Origin of the sequence: Pseudomonas sp. Leaf48 (assembly GCF_001421885.1) — a bacterium.
Classification (GTDB): Bacteria; Pseudomonadota; Gammaproteobacteria; order Pseudomonadales; family Pseudomonadaceae; genus Aquipseudomonas.
This window is the reverse complement of the sequence record NZ_LMLH01000007.1, coordinates 21308-34837: the sequence shown is the minus strand read 5'-3', so window position 1 is coordinate 34837 and position 13530 is coordinate 21308. Positions and strand designations below refer to the sequence as shown.

The 13530-nt window shown below is 60.3% G+C and carries 13 protein-coding genes and 2 pseudogenes; 9 read left to right on the top strand and 6 right to left on the bottom strand.

Annotated features, from left to right (window positions below; all coding sequences use genetic code 11):
- Nucleotides 1–25: 25 nt before the first annotated feature.
- The 6 genes and pseudogenes from ASE98_RS27690 to ASE98_RS07210 form a co-directional block, all read right to left on the bottom strand.
- Entirely contained in the window at nt 26–955 is a 930-nt protein-coding gene (locus ASE98_RS27690; RefSeq protein ID WP_442962701.1) for an RHS repeat-associated core domain-containing protein, read from the bottom strand.
- A 240-nt stretch (nt 956–1195) separates the two neighbouring features.
- Nucleotides 1196–1369: pseudogene (locus ASE98_RS27135) on the bottom strand (transglycosylase SLT domain-containing protein); the annotation flags it as partial.
- Nucleotides 1329–2888 carry a Fic family protein gene (locus tag ASE98_RS07220; RefSeq protein ID WP_060540702.1) on the bottom strand — a complete coding sequence of 520 codons (1560 nt, stop codon included), beginning with the start codon at nt 2886–2888 and terminating at the stop codon, nt 1329–1331. The pseudogene ASE98_RS27135 and the gene ASE98_RS07220, both read right to left, overlap by 41 nt.
- A gap of 578 nt (nt 2889–3466) precedes the next feature.
- On the bottom strand, nt 3467–4072 hold the full coding sequence (locus ASE98_RS07215; protein WP_060540701.1) for a transglycosylase SLT domain-containing protein: 606 nt from the start codon (nt 4070–4072) through the stop codon (nt 3467–3469).
- A 226-nt stretch (nt 4073–4298) separates the two neighbouring features.
- Nucleotides 4299–4424 (bottom strand): annotated as a pseudogene (locus ASE98_RS27460) (type II toxin-antitoxin system HicB family antitoxin); the annotation flags it as partial.
- Between the two features lie 37 nt (nt 4425–4461).
- A complete protein-coding gene (locus ASE98_RS07210; protein ID WP_060540700.1) occupies nt 4462–5262 on the bottom strand; it encodes an IclR family transcriptional regulator in 801 nt (266 codons plus the stop codon).
- Between the two features lie 112 nt (nt 5263–5374).
- Here ASE98_RS07210 and ASE98_RS07205 point away from each other — a divergent pair, with 112 nt between their 5' ends.
- Genes ASE98_RS07205 through ASE98_RS07165 form a run of 9 tightly spaced genes read left to right on the top strand, consistent with a single transcriptional unit; the run spans nt 5375 to nt 13442 of the window.
- Nucleotides 5375–5902 carry a VOC family protein gene (locus tag ASE98_RS07205; protein ID WP_060540699.1) on the top strand — a complete coding sequence of 176 codons (528 nt, stop codon included), beginning with the start codon at nt 5375–5377 and terminating at the stop codon, nt 5900–5902.
- A gap of 20 nt (nt 5903–5922) precedes the next feature.
- Nucleotides 5923–7092 carry an alpha/beta hydrolase family protein gene (locus tag ASE98_RS07200; RefSeq protein ID WP_060540698.1) on the top strand — a complete coding sequence of 390 codons (1170 nt, stop codon included), beginning with the start codon at nt 5923–5925 and terminating at the stop codon, nt 7090–7092.
- Nucleotides 7089–8282, top strand: coding sequence for a CaiB/BaiF CoA transferase family protein (locus ASE98_RS07195; RefSeq protein ID WP_060540697.1), 1194 nt, complete (start codon nt 7089–7091; stop codon nt 8280–8282). The genes ASE98_RS07200 and ASE98_RS07195 overlap by 4 nt, the downstream gene beginning before the upstream one ends.
- Before the next feature lie 13 nt (nt 8283–8295).
- A complete protein-coding gene (locus ASE98_RS07190) occupies nt 8296–8859 on the top strand; it encodes an NADPH-dependent FMN reductase (protein ID WP_060540696.1) in 564 nt (187 codons plus the stop codon).
- A gap of 49 nt (nt 8860–8908) precedes the next feature.
- On the top strand, nt 8909–10057 hold the full coding sequence (locus tag ASE98_RS07185; RefSeq protein WP_060540695.1) for an ABC transporter substrate-binding protein: 1149 nt from the start codon (nt 8909–8911) through the stop codon (nt 10055–10057).
- 26 nt (nt 10058–10083) lie between these two features.
- Complete coding sequence (locus ASE98_RS07180; protein WP_060540694.1) at nt 10084–10968, top strand: branched-chain amino acid ABC transporter permease; 885 nt, start codon at nt 10084–10086, stop codon at nt 10966–10968.
- On the top strand, nt 10965–11939 hold the full coding sequence (locus ASE98_RS07175; RefSeq protein WP_060540693.1) for a branched-chain amino acid ABC transporter permease: 975 nt from the start codon (nt 10965–10967) through the stop codon (nt 11937–11939). The genes ASE98_RS07180 and ASE98_RS07175 overlap by 4 nt, the downstream gene beginning before the upstream one ends.
- Nucleotides 11936–12724: an ABC transporter ATP-binding protein gene (locus tag ASE98_RS07170; protein WP_060540692.1), complete on the top strand. Its 789-nt coding sequence runs from the start codon at nt 11936–11938 to the stop codon at nt 12722–12724. Before ASE98_RS07175 ends, ASE98_RS07170 begins: the two co-directional genes overlap by 4 nt.
- Nucleotides 12717–13442: an ABC transporter ATP-binding protein gene (locus ASE98_RS07165; protein WP_060540691.1), complete on the top strand. Its 726-nt coding sequence runs from the start codon at nt 12717–12719 to the stop codon at nt 13440–13442. The genes ASE98_RS07170 and ASE98_RS07165 overlap by 8 nt, the downstream gene beginning before the upstream one ends.
- Nucleotides 13443–13530: the final 88 nt, after the last annotated feature.

Here is a 13530-nt window from a genome sequence, read left to right as displayed (position 1 = left end):
GTTGGTGAAATGTGAAAATCATTGCTTAGTGGGCGCTTCTGATTTTTTGGCCTGCCAGGATCGTTTCATCCACGAACTGCGTTGTTGTTAAATCACTCCATCGGGCGGTCACTCGTTCAGGGCGATTCAGTAGTGCCTCCTGATCTTCCGCAGCATGTGCATTGTGCACCGCAGGTTCGGGAGTCTGAGGAGCGCGTGTAGTTGCGTGAGTGGGAGCAATAGAGGGTTGAGCCATCGGTGACCTGTTAACTGTAACTGGTGGCGTGCTCAGGTTCGATCTTAGGAGTGATGAACGGGAAAGTGTAGAGGTATCGACAAGTGAAGCTACCGACGCACCCCGTAGGGTTACTCTTGCTGTTTCTGCTAATGCCCCCCTCAAGGCAAACGTCAAGCTGGCTGTCCCTGCTGCCACACTCGCAGCTGCCAGAACGGGGGAGGAAGTTGCAACCGCTGCCGTAGCGAGAAGCACGCCGGCTCCCCCCGACCCAAGCGCCAAAGCTCTCGCCCCGTTTAAATGAGCAAAGTTTTTCACTGAATTAGCTATGCCCATGAGCGAGAAATATCCACCTGCGGTCCCCGCAAGGTGAATCGCAATGGCCGGAACAGCGACGCGTCCTGTTGGATCGCGACGATTTATGGGGTCTGCGCCACAGTACATGTAGGGGTTTACTCCACCCGCCCCGAATGGGCTCAACCTGTCGGGACTGTGGAAACGCATCAGCGCCGGGTTATAGGCCCGATAGCCATTGCCCAGCATGTACCAGCTAGTACGAGATTCCCGCAACTCACCATTGAAACCCAGCTGGGTCGAAACTGGGCGGCCAGCTGAGAGGTGCCCGTAGGCGGTGTATGTTATCGCGTGTGCGTCACCCTGACTCACTTCTGCCTGAACGGATTGACTCTGGTTGGTGGCGAGTAGGATCGTATGTCGGCTTTTTATCGATTTGGGTGACATCATAGGGTTTGCACCTACGTGTTAAAGAGGATGGTGTGGTTGTTCTACAGTAATTGCTCTGACGTCTGTACTAGCAGAACTGATAGTGCTGGGTCCTGTAATGAGCTTTCCTGTTCGACATGTTTGGTCCAATCCACCAGATCCAGGCTCAAAAAACCGGCTATCACGACCGGTTTCTCGTATCTCTACACAACCCCCCGAGGGGCAGACGTGGCAGCTTGTGCCAGTAGAGCGAGCCACTCAGAAAAACCAGCTGCGATCATCTTCCAGTTTCTGGCTGCACTGCTTCAGTTGCGCCTGGTAGTTGCGCGATTGTAGTTCCACTTTGCGCGCCACTTGTATCAGCCAAGGCTTGCTGAGATGGGAGCCGCGACTATAGTCGCCACGACCTTCGTGGTAGGCCAGATACTGACTGTTCCTCGAACGCAGAGCGCACGGCCTCCACAACACGTTCTGCAACATGCTCATCTTCTAGCAGCGGATACGATTTCTTTAGTTTGCCGGACACTATCCAGCCGTTCTCCTTGATGGAGCGGATAATGCGGTTCGCGTCCTGGTCCGGCATTTCCACAACCTCTTTCAACTGCTCCTGAGCGCGCTGAAAAATCACCAATACTCTGGCTTCATCCGCCATTTCCTTTCGAATCGTATGTTCGACGACGCGAGCGGTGTACAGGACGTGTTCGGTCAGATCGGGATATCGCCAAGTGAAGCAGGCGTCCTCGTATTCATCGAAGATGAAGTTGCTGGGTGTCCCGTCCTCGTAGGTCACCAGTTCGCCGAACCGATAGGCCGTCGCGTAGCGTCGCATGAACGGTCGCGAAAACACTTCGAGTGTACGATCGTAGCCCGCCCTGAAGTCGATCGAGCTTGTGATGGTGGCTGATACCGGCAATATCACACCGTCAGGCACTGCCTTATCCCGAATCAGGGTGTCGTTGATCAGGAACCGATGAATCCGGCCATTGCCATCGCGCATCGGATGGATGTACACGAAACCAAATGCCAACACGGCGGCACGTGCTATTGACTCCGCGCCACGGGTTGCGACCTCAAACTCGTTGAGCCCTGCCAATAGCCCGGCAAGATCCGCAGAATGAGGAGCAATGTAATGCACGATGTCCTCGCGCATTGTGGCCTGCCCCACAAACTCAGGAGAGCGACGCAATCCCAGTCCGATCGCGTCACGTCCCAGGATGCCGGCTTGCATGGACGTCAGGCTGTCGTTGCTCAACGGGTTTTCTATATGGCCGCAGTGTTGAGCAATAACATGGGCAAACCGCTGGATGCGGTCGGCCTGGTCGGCTTCCTTTTCGATGAGGAAGCTTGCGCGCGATTCCTTGAATGTCAGCCAACTGGCCGTACGCATCAGGATATCTGGGCCAAAGGTTTGGTCCAACTCATCCAATGCCTCGCGCAGATCAAATTGCAGAGCTTCCTGCACTGGCGCTGTTCGACGAACCACGGGGCAAAAACCAGCTGTGCCTGGCAGGTTGTTATTGATCCGCCAACGCCGCGTTCGCAGTGCCTCACGTCGAGTCAGGTAGTTTTGGGGAGAAAGTGCCTGAACATAAGCGCCATTGGTCACGTCAGGCACATCCAGGCGTTCGCCTGTCAGCCATTCATAAAAGAAGCCCGTGCGCCGGGCGTACTGTCCGAAAGGTTCACGTCGACACCAGTCCTCGATAGGCTGCGGGCCTATGGCCGCAAACAGGCGAGCAAAGAACTCAAGATGAATCTCTTCGTACTTGAGGCCGAACTCGAAATGACCTGCGAAATCGTCCGTGGGGCGATACCTTGGTGGATACCGGTTCTCCACCTTCCCGCCACTTTCACGACTGACTCGCACAGTGCCTATTATCGACTCAACGCGCAGTGGCTGTGCCAGAGCGATGTTGTGACGGTTCGCGAGGGTCTGAAAACCGACTTGCATTGACGAAATCCTTTATCGAGGCAAGAAAAAGGCTAACAAGAAAGCGATTTTATGGCAAAACGTTAATTTCTTCAGTGTAAAATCACTAATGCTGAAGGAAATTTGATACTAAATATGGTGTCTGCGAGAAAAACGTTAACAGGATCTAAGGTAGTCGGTATCCGGCGCCAGCGCTCGGTCACCGATCAGCGGAAAATGGACGAAAATGCGGACGGGGATTTTTGTCGAAGAGTCGCCAATTTAGCCAACGGTCTAATTCCAGCAAATCCAAACAAAAAAAAGGCCTTCAAGACTAATGCCGATCAGTTAGGGACAATTCCTGAGGGAGTGAAACTTAGTGGCGGAACGCCGCATCGCCCCGTTGGGTCGCGAAGCGGCCCGAGAAAATGGGACTGCTGCGCAGTCCAGCGGGGCGATGCGGCGTTCCGACAAGCCCCCTCGCCACAAAGGTTCGCTCCCATAAGGGTTGCGGTGTTTGATGCCTTAACTGATCAGCATTAGGCCTTCAAGACCGGTTTTATATCTCTACACATCCACGAGGGGGGCAGCCCTTGAGCTTGCGCCCGTGGACGCGTTACTCAGAAAAACCAGCTGCGATCATTCTCCAGTTCCTGGCTGCACTGCTTCAACTGCGCCTGGTAGTTGCGCGATTGTTGCTCCACTTTGCGCGCCACTTGTATCAGCCATGGCTTGCTGAGATGGGAGCCGCGACTATAGCCGCCACGACCTTCGTGGTAGGCCAGATACTGGTTGTAAGCGTCCCATTTGGAGATCCCGAGTTGGCGCTGGGTGCCGGTGGTGTACCAGCCGATGAACATGATCGCGTCATCGAAGTTGTCCCGTGAGCCGCCATTGCCGGTGCCGTCCTTGTACTCGCCCCACACAGGATCCTGCGCTTGTGCGTAGCCGTATGCGGAACTGACCCGGCCCCAGGGGATGACCCACAGCAGGTAGTCGCGAGGGGGGAGGGCATCGGAAACAAAACTGCTTTCCTGCTTCATGATCGCCATCGCCACAGGTAGAGGCGTGCCCCATGCCTTCTGCATGTCCAGGGAGTCTTCGTACCAGTCCGGGTATTCACGATAAATGTTGCAGAGGTTGTTCTGGTCTTTGGGTGGCGCCGTTGCGCAGCCCGTCAAAATCATCAGAAACAGCAAAAATATCCACGTTCGCCTTTGCTTCATTCATAACATCTCTGAAAGGAGTAGGGCGCCGTCAGTCCATGTATGCGGCTCCTGATTCCTATGGACCAAAGCACCGACAGCAATGTCTGATGCCTTTCTGATCGACCGGGTCACCCGATACGCAAGATGGGTTTGTAACGTCTTGCTACCGTTGAGCCAACACACTTGCGCACAAAAAACCGGCCACTTGGGGCCCAGAGGTACATCACTGAAACAAAGTCATCCGCTCTGTTGCAACACCTTGAGCGCCGCCGAGGCGAGCGCCGGCGGAAAAGCACCCCGCAATGTCAGGGACTTCCACGCCCCAGGCGTGTTTTTCGTCGCCCATTGAAATCGCAATCGGGTAAAGCATGTTGATCGTCCTCCGAGGACTCAGCGCTTCGGGCCCGTCAGAGCCGCGCCGTTTCAATCGGCGCCGACATACCAGGATCGTCGATCCGGGTTCCCGCGCCGAGCTCGGCGAGGCGCCGTGCAATCTCGCTCGCCTGCCGCTGGGCGAGCGCCGCGCAGCCCTCGATATTGATCAATGCACGCCGTTCCACATCGAACACCAGGGCGATGGACCCCACCAGGCCCACAGGTGGCATCAGGATGGGAACTGCCAAGCCCATGGCGCCGGCCTCCAGTTCTTGTTCTGAGAGGTAGTACCCCCGCTTCCGTACGTCGGAGAAGTGGGCCTTCTGCGCAGGCCAGTCGGCACCCAGCCGTTGGAGGTCGGGGTCGTCCATATGCTTTTCACAGATCTTGCGCAGGCGCGCCGGTGGCAGGAAGGCGAGCATGGCTTGCGACGGCGCGCCGCGAAACATTGGCATCGGATGTCCTCGCGCGAAGGCCTCACCCGCAGGGTAGCGGCCGACCTGCTGGTGCACATTGACTACTTCATCGTTGTACATGCGGCAAAGGAAGCTGGTGAATCCGGTTTCCTCGGAGAGGTGCTGCAGGGGATCGCGTGCCGCTTTGAGCAGCGGGTCCGACTGACGAATCCGGTAGTCCAGCATGATGATCCGCGCTCCCAGCGAGTAGTGGCCGGAGTAATTGGCCAGGAAGCCGGCCGTCGACAGTTCGCGCAGGTAGCGGAAAGCCGTGGGGCGAGACAGTTGAAGGCGCGCAGCGACCATCTCTGCTGTCAGCAGGGTATCGCTCTCGGAAAATAGATCCAGCACATCGGTCATTCGGACAAATTTGCTCATCGAGCGGGGGACTCCAGGGTGATTGCCGTCGGTCGTATGTAAAATCTCAATATTTGACACTTTACGTTATTTTCCTCATATTCTCCAAAACAACAACATAGAGGCTTAGCCCATGCCCAAGACTTTTGAACCCATCCGGCGCCTTCATCATTTTGCATGGCGATGCCGCGACGCAGAGGAAACCCGCGCCTTCTACGAGGACATCCTGGGCTTGCCGCTGACCCACGTCGTTCTTGCCGACAGCGTGCCCAGCACGGGGGAGAACTACCCCTTCGCGCATCTTTTCTTCAGTCTGTGCGATGGCTCTTCTATCGCTTTCTTTGACCTTGGCGACGACACGGCGGCGCAGCCTTCCCCCAACACTCCGGCCTGGGTCAACCATCTTGCCCTGAAGGTCGACTCGATGGGCGCCATGGAGCGGGTTCGACAGAAACTCGAAAGTGTCGGCATCGAGGTCCTCGGCATTACCGACCACGGATTCGTACGTTCGATCTACTTCTTCGACCCCAATGGCGTTCGCCTGGAGTTGACGATCGACATGTCGGATGAGCCAGTCTCTAATTCTGATATTGAAACAGCTCATGTGGAACTGAGCAAGTGGATGTCCGAAAAGGCCGCCCGGCGCGCCGTAACGGTCTGAGTTGCTGAAGGAGACGTCGGATGACTCAAGATATTGAACACCAGTGGGTGCATGTGGGCTACCCCGAGTCCAGCCTGGTCACGGAGAGCTACGGCTTCGTCGGCAGTCAAGGCGTCGTCAATCTGGAGGGAGTGCTGATCCGGCCACGCGAGGGCGGGCGCCATACCGTCTTCTTGATGATGCACCCCAGTTCCACGCTGCAGCTGTTGCCACTGCCGGGCGCCATGGCACAAGCGGGTCACTCGGTGCTGTGCATGGGAAGCCGCTATGCCAAGAACGACACCGCGCTGATCTACGAAAAAGTCGCGCTGGATCTTGGCGCCTGCGTGCGTTATGCCAAAGAGGTCTTGGGCTACAAGAAGGTGATCCTGCTGGGCTGGTCCGGCGGCGGATCGCTGAGCCTGTTCTATCAGTCGCAGGCCCAGCAACCGACCATCACTCACACGCCTGCCGGCGATCCGGTGGACCTCACGGCAGCCCAGCTCTGGCCGGCGGACGGCTTGGTGCTGGAAGCGGCGCATCGTTCGCGAGCACGCTGCCTCGCCGACTGGATCGATCCTTCGGTACTCGACGAAGGCGACCCCACCCGCCGCGATCCGCGTCTGGACATCTACTCGTCAATCCAGCCGGTGCGCGCTCCTTACCCCGCTGACTGGCTCGCCGAGTACCGTGCGGCCCAGGTTGCCCGGATTCGGCGCATCACCGTGCGAGTGCGCGAAACCCTGGACGAACTGCGCCGCACGGGCGGGGCCGAAATGGAACGCGGCTTCGTGACCCATCGCACCATGGCCGACCCTCGCTTCCTCGATTTGCGCATCGATTCCAACGACCGGGCCCCCGGTTGCTACCTGGGCGTTCCGGAAACCGTTAACAGCGGACCGGTCGGCCTGGCGCGCTTCTCGATGCTGCGCTCCTGGTTGTCGCAATGGTCACTGGATGACTCGCAGGCCGACGGCGAAACCTGCGCCCGCGCAATAACTGTGCCGCTGCTGGCCATCGAACATGGTGGCGACGACGCCGTCCCGCAGCCCGACATGCGCCTGCTCTACGAGGCCTGCGCCAGCACCGACAAGCGCTTCGAGTTGCTGCCCGGTGCCAACCATTATTTCAAGGGTCAGCCGGAACACCTGAAAAAGGCTGTCGCCTTGATCGGCGGCTGGGCTGAACAGTACGAGAGGAGACTCCCATGACAACTCCACTTTCCGGTCTGCGCGTGATTGAAATGGGTACCCTGATTGCGGGTCCCTTTGCTGCCAAGACACTGGCGGATTTCGGTGCCGACGTCATCAAGATCGAACCGCCCGAAGGCGGAGATCCCTTGCGGACATGGCGCACGCCCGAGGGCGAGACTTCGGTGTGGTGGCATGTGCAGTCGCGCAACAAGCGCTCGCTGGCTCTGGACCTCAAGCACCCCGAGGGGCAAGCCCTGGTGCGTCGCCTGGCCATGGAGGCCGATGTGCTGATCGAGAATTTTCGACCAGGCACGCTGGAGGGCTGGGGGCTGGACTTCGAGACCCTCTCGCGGCTCAACCCACGCCTGATCATGCTGCGCATCTCCGGCTACGGACAGACCGGTCCGATGCGTGACCAGCCCGGCTTCGGTGTCATCGCAGAGGCGATGGGCGGCCTGCGCCACATTACCGGCGAGCCTGGCCGCGCACCGATACGGCCCGCCATCAGCATCGGTGATTCGCTGTCAGCTTTGCATGGCGTGATCGGCCTGCTGATGGCGCTCTACCACCGCGACGTGCGCGGCGGCCAGGGCCAAATGGTGGACGTCGCCCTCTACGAATCGGTGTTCAACATGATGGAGGGCGCCATTCCCGAATTCGATCGCTTCGGCATGATGAGGGAACCGGCGGGTAGCGCGTTACCTGGTGTGGCCCCCACCAATGCCTACCCCTGCGCAGACGGGCAGTTCGTGCTGATCGCCGGCAATGGCGACAGCATTTACCGCCGGCTCATGGCGCTGGTTGGACGCAATGATCTTGGCGTGGCCCCGGAACTCGCTAGCAATCCGGGACGAGTCAAGGCCATGACTGTGATCGACGAAGCCATTGCAACATGGACCCGGCAGCATTCGCTGGTCGATGCACTGCAGGCGCTCGCAGATGCCAAGGTCCCCGCCGGCCGAGTGTTCACAGTGGCCGACATGATCGACCACCCGCAGTTCCTGGCGCGCGAAATGGTGCCTGAGGTCTCCCTCGCCGACGGCTCCACTTTGCGCGTCCCCGGCATCACCCCAAAGCTCAGTGCCACGCCGGGGCAGATCACGAGCATGGGCCCTGACCTCGGTCAGCACACCACCGAGGTCCTGCGCGCTGCAGGTGTATCGGAAGAAGACATCCATCGGCTGCGCGAGTCAGCAGTGATTGCTTGAGGAAAACAACCACATGAAGAATCTACAAATCCTGGGTATCTGCGGCAGCTTGCGGCGTCAGTCCTACAACCGTAGTGGCCTGCTCGCGGCGGCAGAGAACATGCCCTCGCATATGCGAATGGTCGAAGGCAGCCTGCGGGGCATTCCTGTATATGACGGCGATGTCGAGGAGCAGGGCATTCCGGCAGAAGTCCTGCGTCTGGCCGAAGAAATCCGGTGCGCCGACGCGCTGCTGATCGCCAGCCCCGAGTACAACTTTTCGATCAGCGGCACCCTCAAGAACGCGATCGACTGGCTGTCCCGCACGACACCCCAGCCCTTCAAGAACAAGCCGGTAGCGCTGCTGTCGGTCACCCCCGGTCCTGTCGGCGGCGCGCGGCAGCAATACGAACTGCGCAAGGTCCTGGGCTGCCTGGAAGCCATCGTGCTGCCTCGTCCGGAGATCTTCATCGGTCTTTGCGCCCAGCGGTTCGACGCCGACGGCAGGCTCGTGGATGAAACGACCCGCGGGCTACTGGGCGCGCAGATGCACGCCTTGAACGAATGGATCACACAGGTCACCCCGCGCGATAGATAACTGCGATTCCCAAAACTGCGATCCCAATAACAACAATCCGGGACAAACCATGAACACATTCAGCAAAGCTATTCGAGCAGCCCTTGGCTGCACCCTCTTGGTGGCGCTGCCGGCCATGGCAGAGGACACCATCAAAATCGGCATGATCACCGACAAGGTCGGGCCGGCGAAACCGTATGCCGAGCCGGTCTCGGCCGGTGTCACCTTCGCGGTCAAGCAACTCAACGCCAATGGGGGCCTGCTCGGCCGCCAGATCGAACTGCTGGTGGAGGACGACCAGGGCCGTCCGGACATTTCGGCCACCGCCGCGCGCAAGCTCGTGGATGCTGGTGCGGTGTTCATCCTGTCCAATTCGCTGACTCCGGCGACGCAACAAGTGCAGACTGTGACGGTGGAAACGAAGACGCCCCAGTTGGCCCCGAGCAATAGCGGCGACACCTTGACGACCCAGCTCAGCAATCCCAACTTCTGGCAGACCGGCCCGCTGGGGTCGACCCAGATCGCCACGCTGCTGTCCTATGCGGCCAACAAGAAGTACGTCAAGGTGGCCGTGGTGTCTGACAACACGGAGCTGAGCCAGCTCACCACCAAGTCATTCAAGGCCGGTCTGGAGAAGGCCGGCATGCAGGTCGTCGCCGAGGAGATGATCTCGCGCGGTACCACCACGGCCGAGCCGCAGATGCAGAAAGTGCGCGCAGCCAATCCGGAGGCCATCTTTCTCACTGGCTTCCTGACGCCTGAAAACGCCCTCATCCTGCGTGCCTATCGCCAGTTGGGCATGAAGTCCGCCTTGCTGGGTAACTTCAACTTCTCGACGCCGCAAACCGCCGCAGTGGCCAAGGGCTTGCTAGACGAGCTTGTCTTCGTCGATGCATTTGATCCCGCCAAGCCAGAAGTCGCCCGCTTCGTCGAATCGTTCAAGAAGGAAGTCGGCAACGAGCCCTACAACCTCAATGGCTACGGATACGACGGGATGATGCTGGTCGCCGACGCGATCCAGCGCGCCGGCAGTACCGACAAGGAAAAGGTGCGCCAGGCCATGCAGGCAACCAGGGACTATGTCGGCGTGATGGGTGCAACCGGTACTGGCTATGGCTTCGCCGACGACAAGCGAACCGGCTTCGATCCCAATGGCATGGTCGTGCGCGTCTACACCGGCGACAAGCAGGGGCCGGTCGTTCACGCCGGTACCAAGTAAGCCCCCAGGCTACTGTAAGGAATCCTATGAACGACTTTCTGGAACTGCTTGTCAGCGCCGCCGCCAGCGGCTGCATATATGGTCTGGTGGCCCTGGCCTATCTGTTGATCAACCGGCCTACCGGCATCATCAATTTCGCGGTGGGTGAGTGGGCCATGGTGGCCGCCTTCGGGGCCTTCGTCGCGCTCTCGCTCATCGAGATACCCTATCCGCTGGCCATGGTCCTGGTGCTGCTGTTGATGCTGGTGATCGGCTGGCTCACCGAACGGCTGGCGGTGCGCCCGCTGGTGGAGAAAGGCGCGCCCCATGTGGCGCCCGTGCTTGCGCTGCTGGGCATGCTGGTGGTGTTTCGCGAGTTGATCTCCATCGGCTTCGGTGCCGATCCGCAACCGGTGCCGCCTGCGCTGGGCTTCGGACGATTCGAACTCGGGGTGCTCGCGGGTTCGTACCAGAGCTTCTTCATCATCGCGGCCACCGCACTGGTCTTCGTCGGCGTGTGGTACTTCTTCGAACGCACACTGACCGGCAAGTCCTTCGAGGCGGTAGCGATCGATCGTCGTGCCGCCGCGCTCATGGGCATTCGCCTCGGGCGCGTGACCGCCGCATCCTTCGCGGTGGGCGCGGCGGTTGCCGGGCTGGCTGGCATGTTGGTCTCACCCAACATTTCGGCCCACTACATGATGGGCATGCCGCTGGCGGTCCAAGGCTTCACCGCGTTGGTGATAGGCGGCGTCTGCCGCGTCGAAGGGGCTCTGCTGGGCGGACTCGTGCTGGCCCTGGTAGAGCAATTCACGGTGCGCTACGCCCCCATCCCGGCCGGCCTGGCAATGGGTGTCCCGCTGGTCCTGCTTATCCTCTTCCTACTGGTGCGCCCCACCGGATTGCTACAGGCCCGGGAGGCTCGTATATGAAATCCCTCGTACGCTACATCGTCGCCGCCCTCGTGCTATCTGGCCTGGCCTTTGTCCTGGGCAGCTATCAGATGGACGTGTACCGCAAGTTGCTGCTGTGGATCACGTTGGCCCTGAGCTACAACTTCCTGTTCGGCATCTGCGGTCAGGTTGCGTTCTCGCACATTGCCTTCTACGGCATCGGCGCCTACTCGGTGGTGATCTTCATCACCCAACTGGCCCTGCCTTTGCCGCTGGCTGTCATCGCCACGGTGGCGGTCTGCCTGGCGCTGGCGCTGATCGTCGCCATTCCGGCCACTCGCCTGGCCGGCTTCTACCTCTCGCTGGCCACGCTGGCCTTCGCTCAGCTATTCATCGTGGTGCTGAACGAAGGTGGAGCCGTGACCGGTGCCACCGGCGGCCTGACCAACTACAGCCTGCCAGCGATGTTCGGCGTCACCGTCACCGGCCCCTGGTATACGGTGGTGATCGTGTTGCTCCTGCTTGCAACCTTTGCCACGTTGTGGCGTCTGGACCGGTCCTGGTTTGGCCGTGCCTGCCGCGCAGCCCGTGACAACCCGGAAGCCGCCGTCGCCATGGGCGTGGACGTGCGCCGCACCAAGGTACTGGCCTACACCATCACCAGTGCGCTGGCCGGTGTGGCCGGGATGGTCTACGCCTTCGTGGATAACACCGTCAACCCGGCCATCTTCAGCCAGGAGGCCGTGTTCCAGTTGCTGTTCATGGTCGTCGTTGGCGGCGCCGGCCGGCCGGCCGGCGCCATCATCGGCACCACCGTGCTGTACCTCATGCCACTGCTGCTGTCGCCCCTGATCGGACATCATCATGCACTGGTGTTCGGTCTGTTCATGGTACTCGTCGTGATTTTCCAGCCGCGTGGCCTGATCGGCATATGGGATCGTGTCGCAGGGCAATGTCGTCAAGGGCAAGGTCGCCAAGGGCAAGTGCAACTTCGGAAGGTGCAGCCATGAGCGCCAACAATCCCCTCCTGCAGGTGCGCGGCCTGGGTCGGCGCTTCGGCGGCCTGCATGCGGTCGCCGACCTTGATCTTGACGTCTACCCGGGCGAAATCCTCGGTGTAATCGGGCCCAACGGGGCCGGCAAGAGCACCACTTTCTCAATGATCGCCGGGGCGCTGTCACCCACCAGCGGCGAGATCGTCTTTGATGGACAGCCCATGTGCAAGGTGCGTCCCCACGGCTTTGCGCCGCGCGGGATTGTGCGCACCTTTCAGCACAACAAGCCTTTCGAGAGCATGTCGGTACGCGAGAACGTGATGGTGGGCATGCACAGTCGTATGCCGTCGTCGCTCTGGCAGATCCTGGCAGGGACTGGTTCGTCCGCTCGTGCGGAGCGCCAAGCCGCGGCCAAGGCGGACTCCCTGATCGATTTCGTTGGCTTGTCGGAGTTTCGCGATGCCGACGTCGCCACACTGTCTTTCGGACAAGGCCGCCTGCTCGAGATCGCCCGCGCGCTGGCAGCGGAGCCCCGGCTGATGTTGTTCGATGAGCCCGCAGCCGGACTGACCGCTGCGGAGTGCCGCCGTCTGGAGGAGATCGTGCGCACGATTGCCAAACGCGGCATCTCGGTGTTGCTGATCGAGCACGACATGCGCTTCTTGATGTCCCTGGCGGACCGCGTGGCCGTACTGAACTTCGGGCGCAAGATCGCCGACGACACCGCAGCCGAGGTACAGCGGCACCCGGAAGTGGTACAGGCCTACCTGGGCAACTTAAAGGATCTGCAGAATGCTTGAAATACGCAACCTCTCAGCAGGCTACGGCCACGGCCCGGTGATCGACGATCTCAGCCTCTCGATTGCGCGAGGCGAAACAGTTGCCGTGCTGGGCCCCAATGGCGCCGGGAAGTCCACGCTCGTCAACGCGCTGTCCGCAACCTTGCCGGTGCGCAAGGGCCAGGTCCTGCTCGAGGGATCTGATCTGGTAGCACTCACCAGCGATGCGATTGTGCGACGCGGTCTGGTGCAAGTGCCGGAAGGGCGACGCATGTTCGCGCCGATGTCGGTGCTGGACAACCTCATGCTCGGTTCCATCACGCTGCCCGGCGGCAAGCAGGCGGCCGAGGAGCAGTTGCAGCGGGTCTACGAACTGTTCCCCAGGTTGGCGGAGCGCCGCCATCAGGCGGCAGGCACCCTGTCCGGGGGCGAGCAGCAGATGGTGGCCATCGGCCGCGCGCTGATGTCGAAACCGCGGCTGCTGTTACTCGACGAACCCTTCCTTGGGATCGCGCCCCGGGTGGTCGAAGAGATTCTGCAGTCGTTGGAGGTGTTGCGCGGCGACGGTCTGACTCTGTTGCTGGTGGAGCAGAAGCTGGACATTGCGCTGCCCTTCACGCAACGAGCCGTTGTACTGATCAAGGGCCGCATCGCCCTGGAGCAAACCAGTGCTGAGCTGGCGCGCCGCGACAACCTGGAAAGCCTTTACTTCGAGCTGGCCGACGAGGTCATGGCCTGACGCCGGCGCATCTGACCGCGCTGTCAACCGACTCCGAATGATCCGCTGCCCCCGCCGACGCCGACAGGTGTCGGACGGGCCTTTGCAA

Coding starts and splice junctions, on each gene's coding strand:
- ASE98_RS27690 (WP_442962701.1), bottom strand. CDS start 955: ATGTCACCCAAATCGATAAAAAGCCGACATACGATCCTACTCGCCACC.
- ASE98_RS07220 (WP_060540702.1), bottom strand. CDS start 2,888: ATGCAAGTCGGTTTTCAGACCCTCGCGAACCGTCACAACATCGCTCTG.
- ASE98_RS07215 (WP_060540701.1), bottom strand. CDS start 4,072: ATGAAGCAAAGGCGAACGTGGATATTTTTGCTGTTTCTGATGATTTTG.
- ASE98_RS07210 (WP_060540700.1), bottom strand. CDS start 5,262: ATGAGCAAATTTGTCCGAATGACCGATGTGCTGGATCTATTTTCCGAG.
- ASE98_RS07205 (WP_060540699.1), top strand. CDS start 5,375: ATGCCCAAGACTTTTGAACCCATCCGGCGCCTTCATCATTTTGCATGG.
- ASE98_RS07200 (WP_060540698.1), top strand. CDS start 5,923: ATGACTCAAGATATTGAACACCAGTGGGTGCATGTGGGCTACCCCGAG.
- ASE98_RS07195 (WP_060540697.1), top strand. CDS start 7,089: ATGACAACTCCACTTTCCGGTCTGCGCGTGATTGAAATGGGTACCCTG.
- ASE98_RS07190 (WP_060540696.1), top strand. CDS start 8,296: ATGAAGAATCTACAAATCCTGGGTATCTGCGGCAGCTTGCGGCGTCAG.
- ASE98_RS07185 (WP_060540695.1), top strand. CDS start 8,909: ATGAACACATTCAGCAAAGCTATTCGAGCAGCCCTTGGCTGCACCCTC.
- ASE98_RS07180 (WP_060540694.1), top strand. CDS start 10,084: ATGAACGACTTTCTGGAACTGCTTGTCAGCGCCGCCGCCAGCGGCTGC.
- ASE98_RS07175 (WP_060540693.1), top strand. CDS start 10,965: ATGAAATCCCTCGTACGCTACATCGTCGCCGCCCTCGTGCTATCTGGC.
- ASE98_RS07170 (WP_060540692.1), top strand. CDS start 11,936: ATGAGCGCCAACAATCCCCTCCTGCAGGTGCGCGGCCTGGGTCGGCGC.
- ASE98_RS07165 (WP_060540691.1), top strand. CDS start 12,717: ATGCTTGAAATACGCAACCTCTCAGCAGGCTACGGCCACGGCCCGGTG.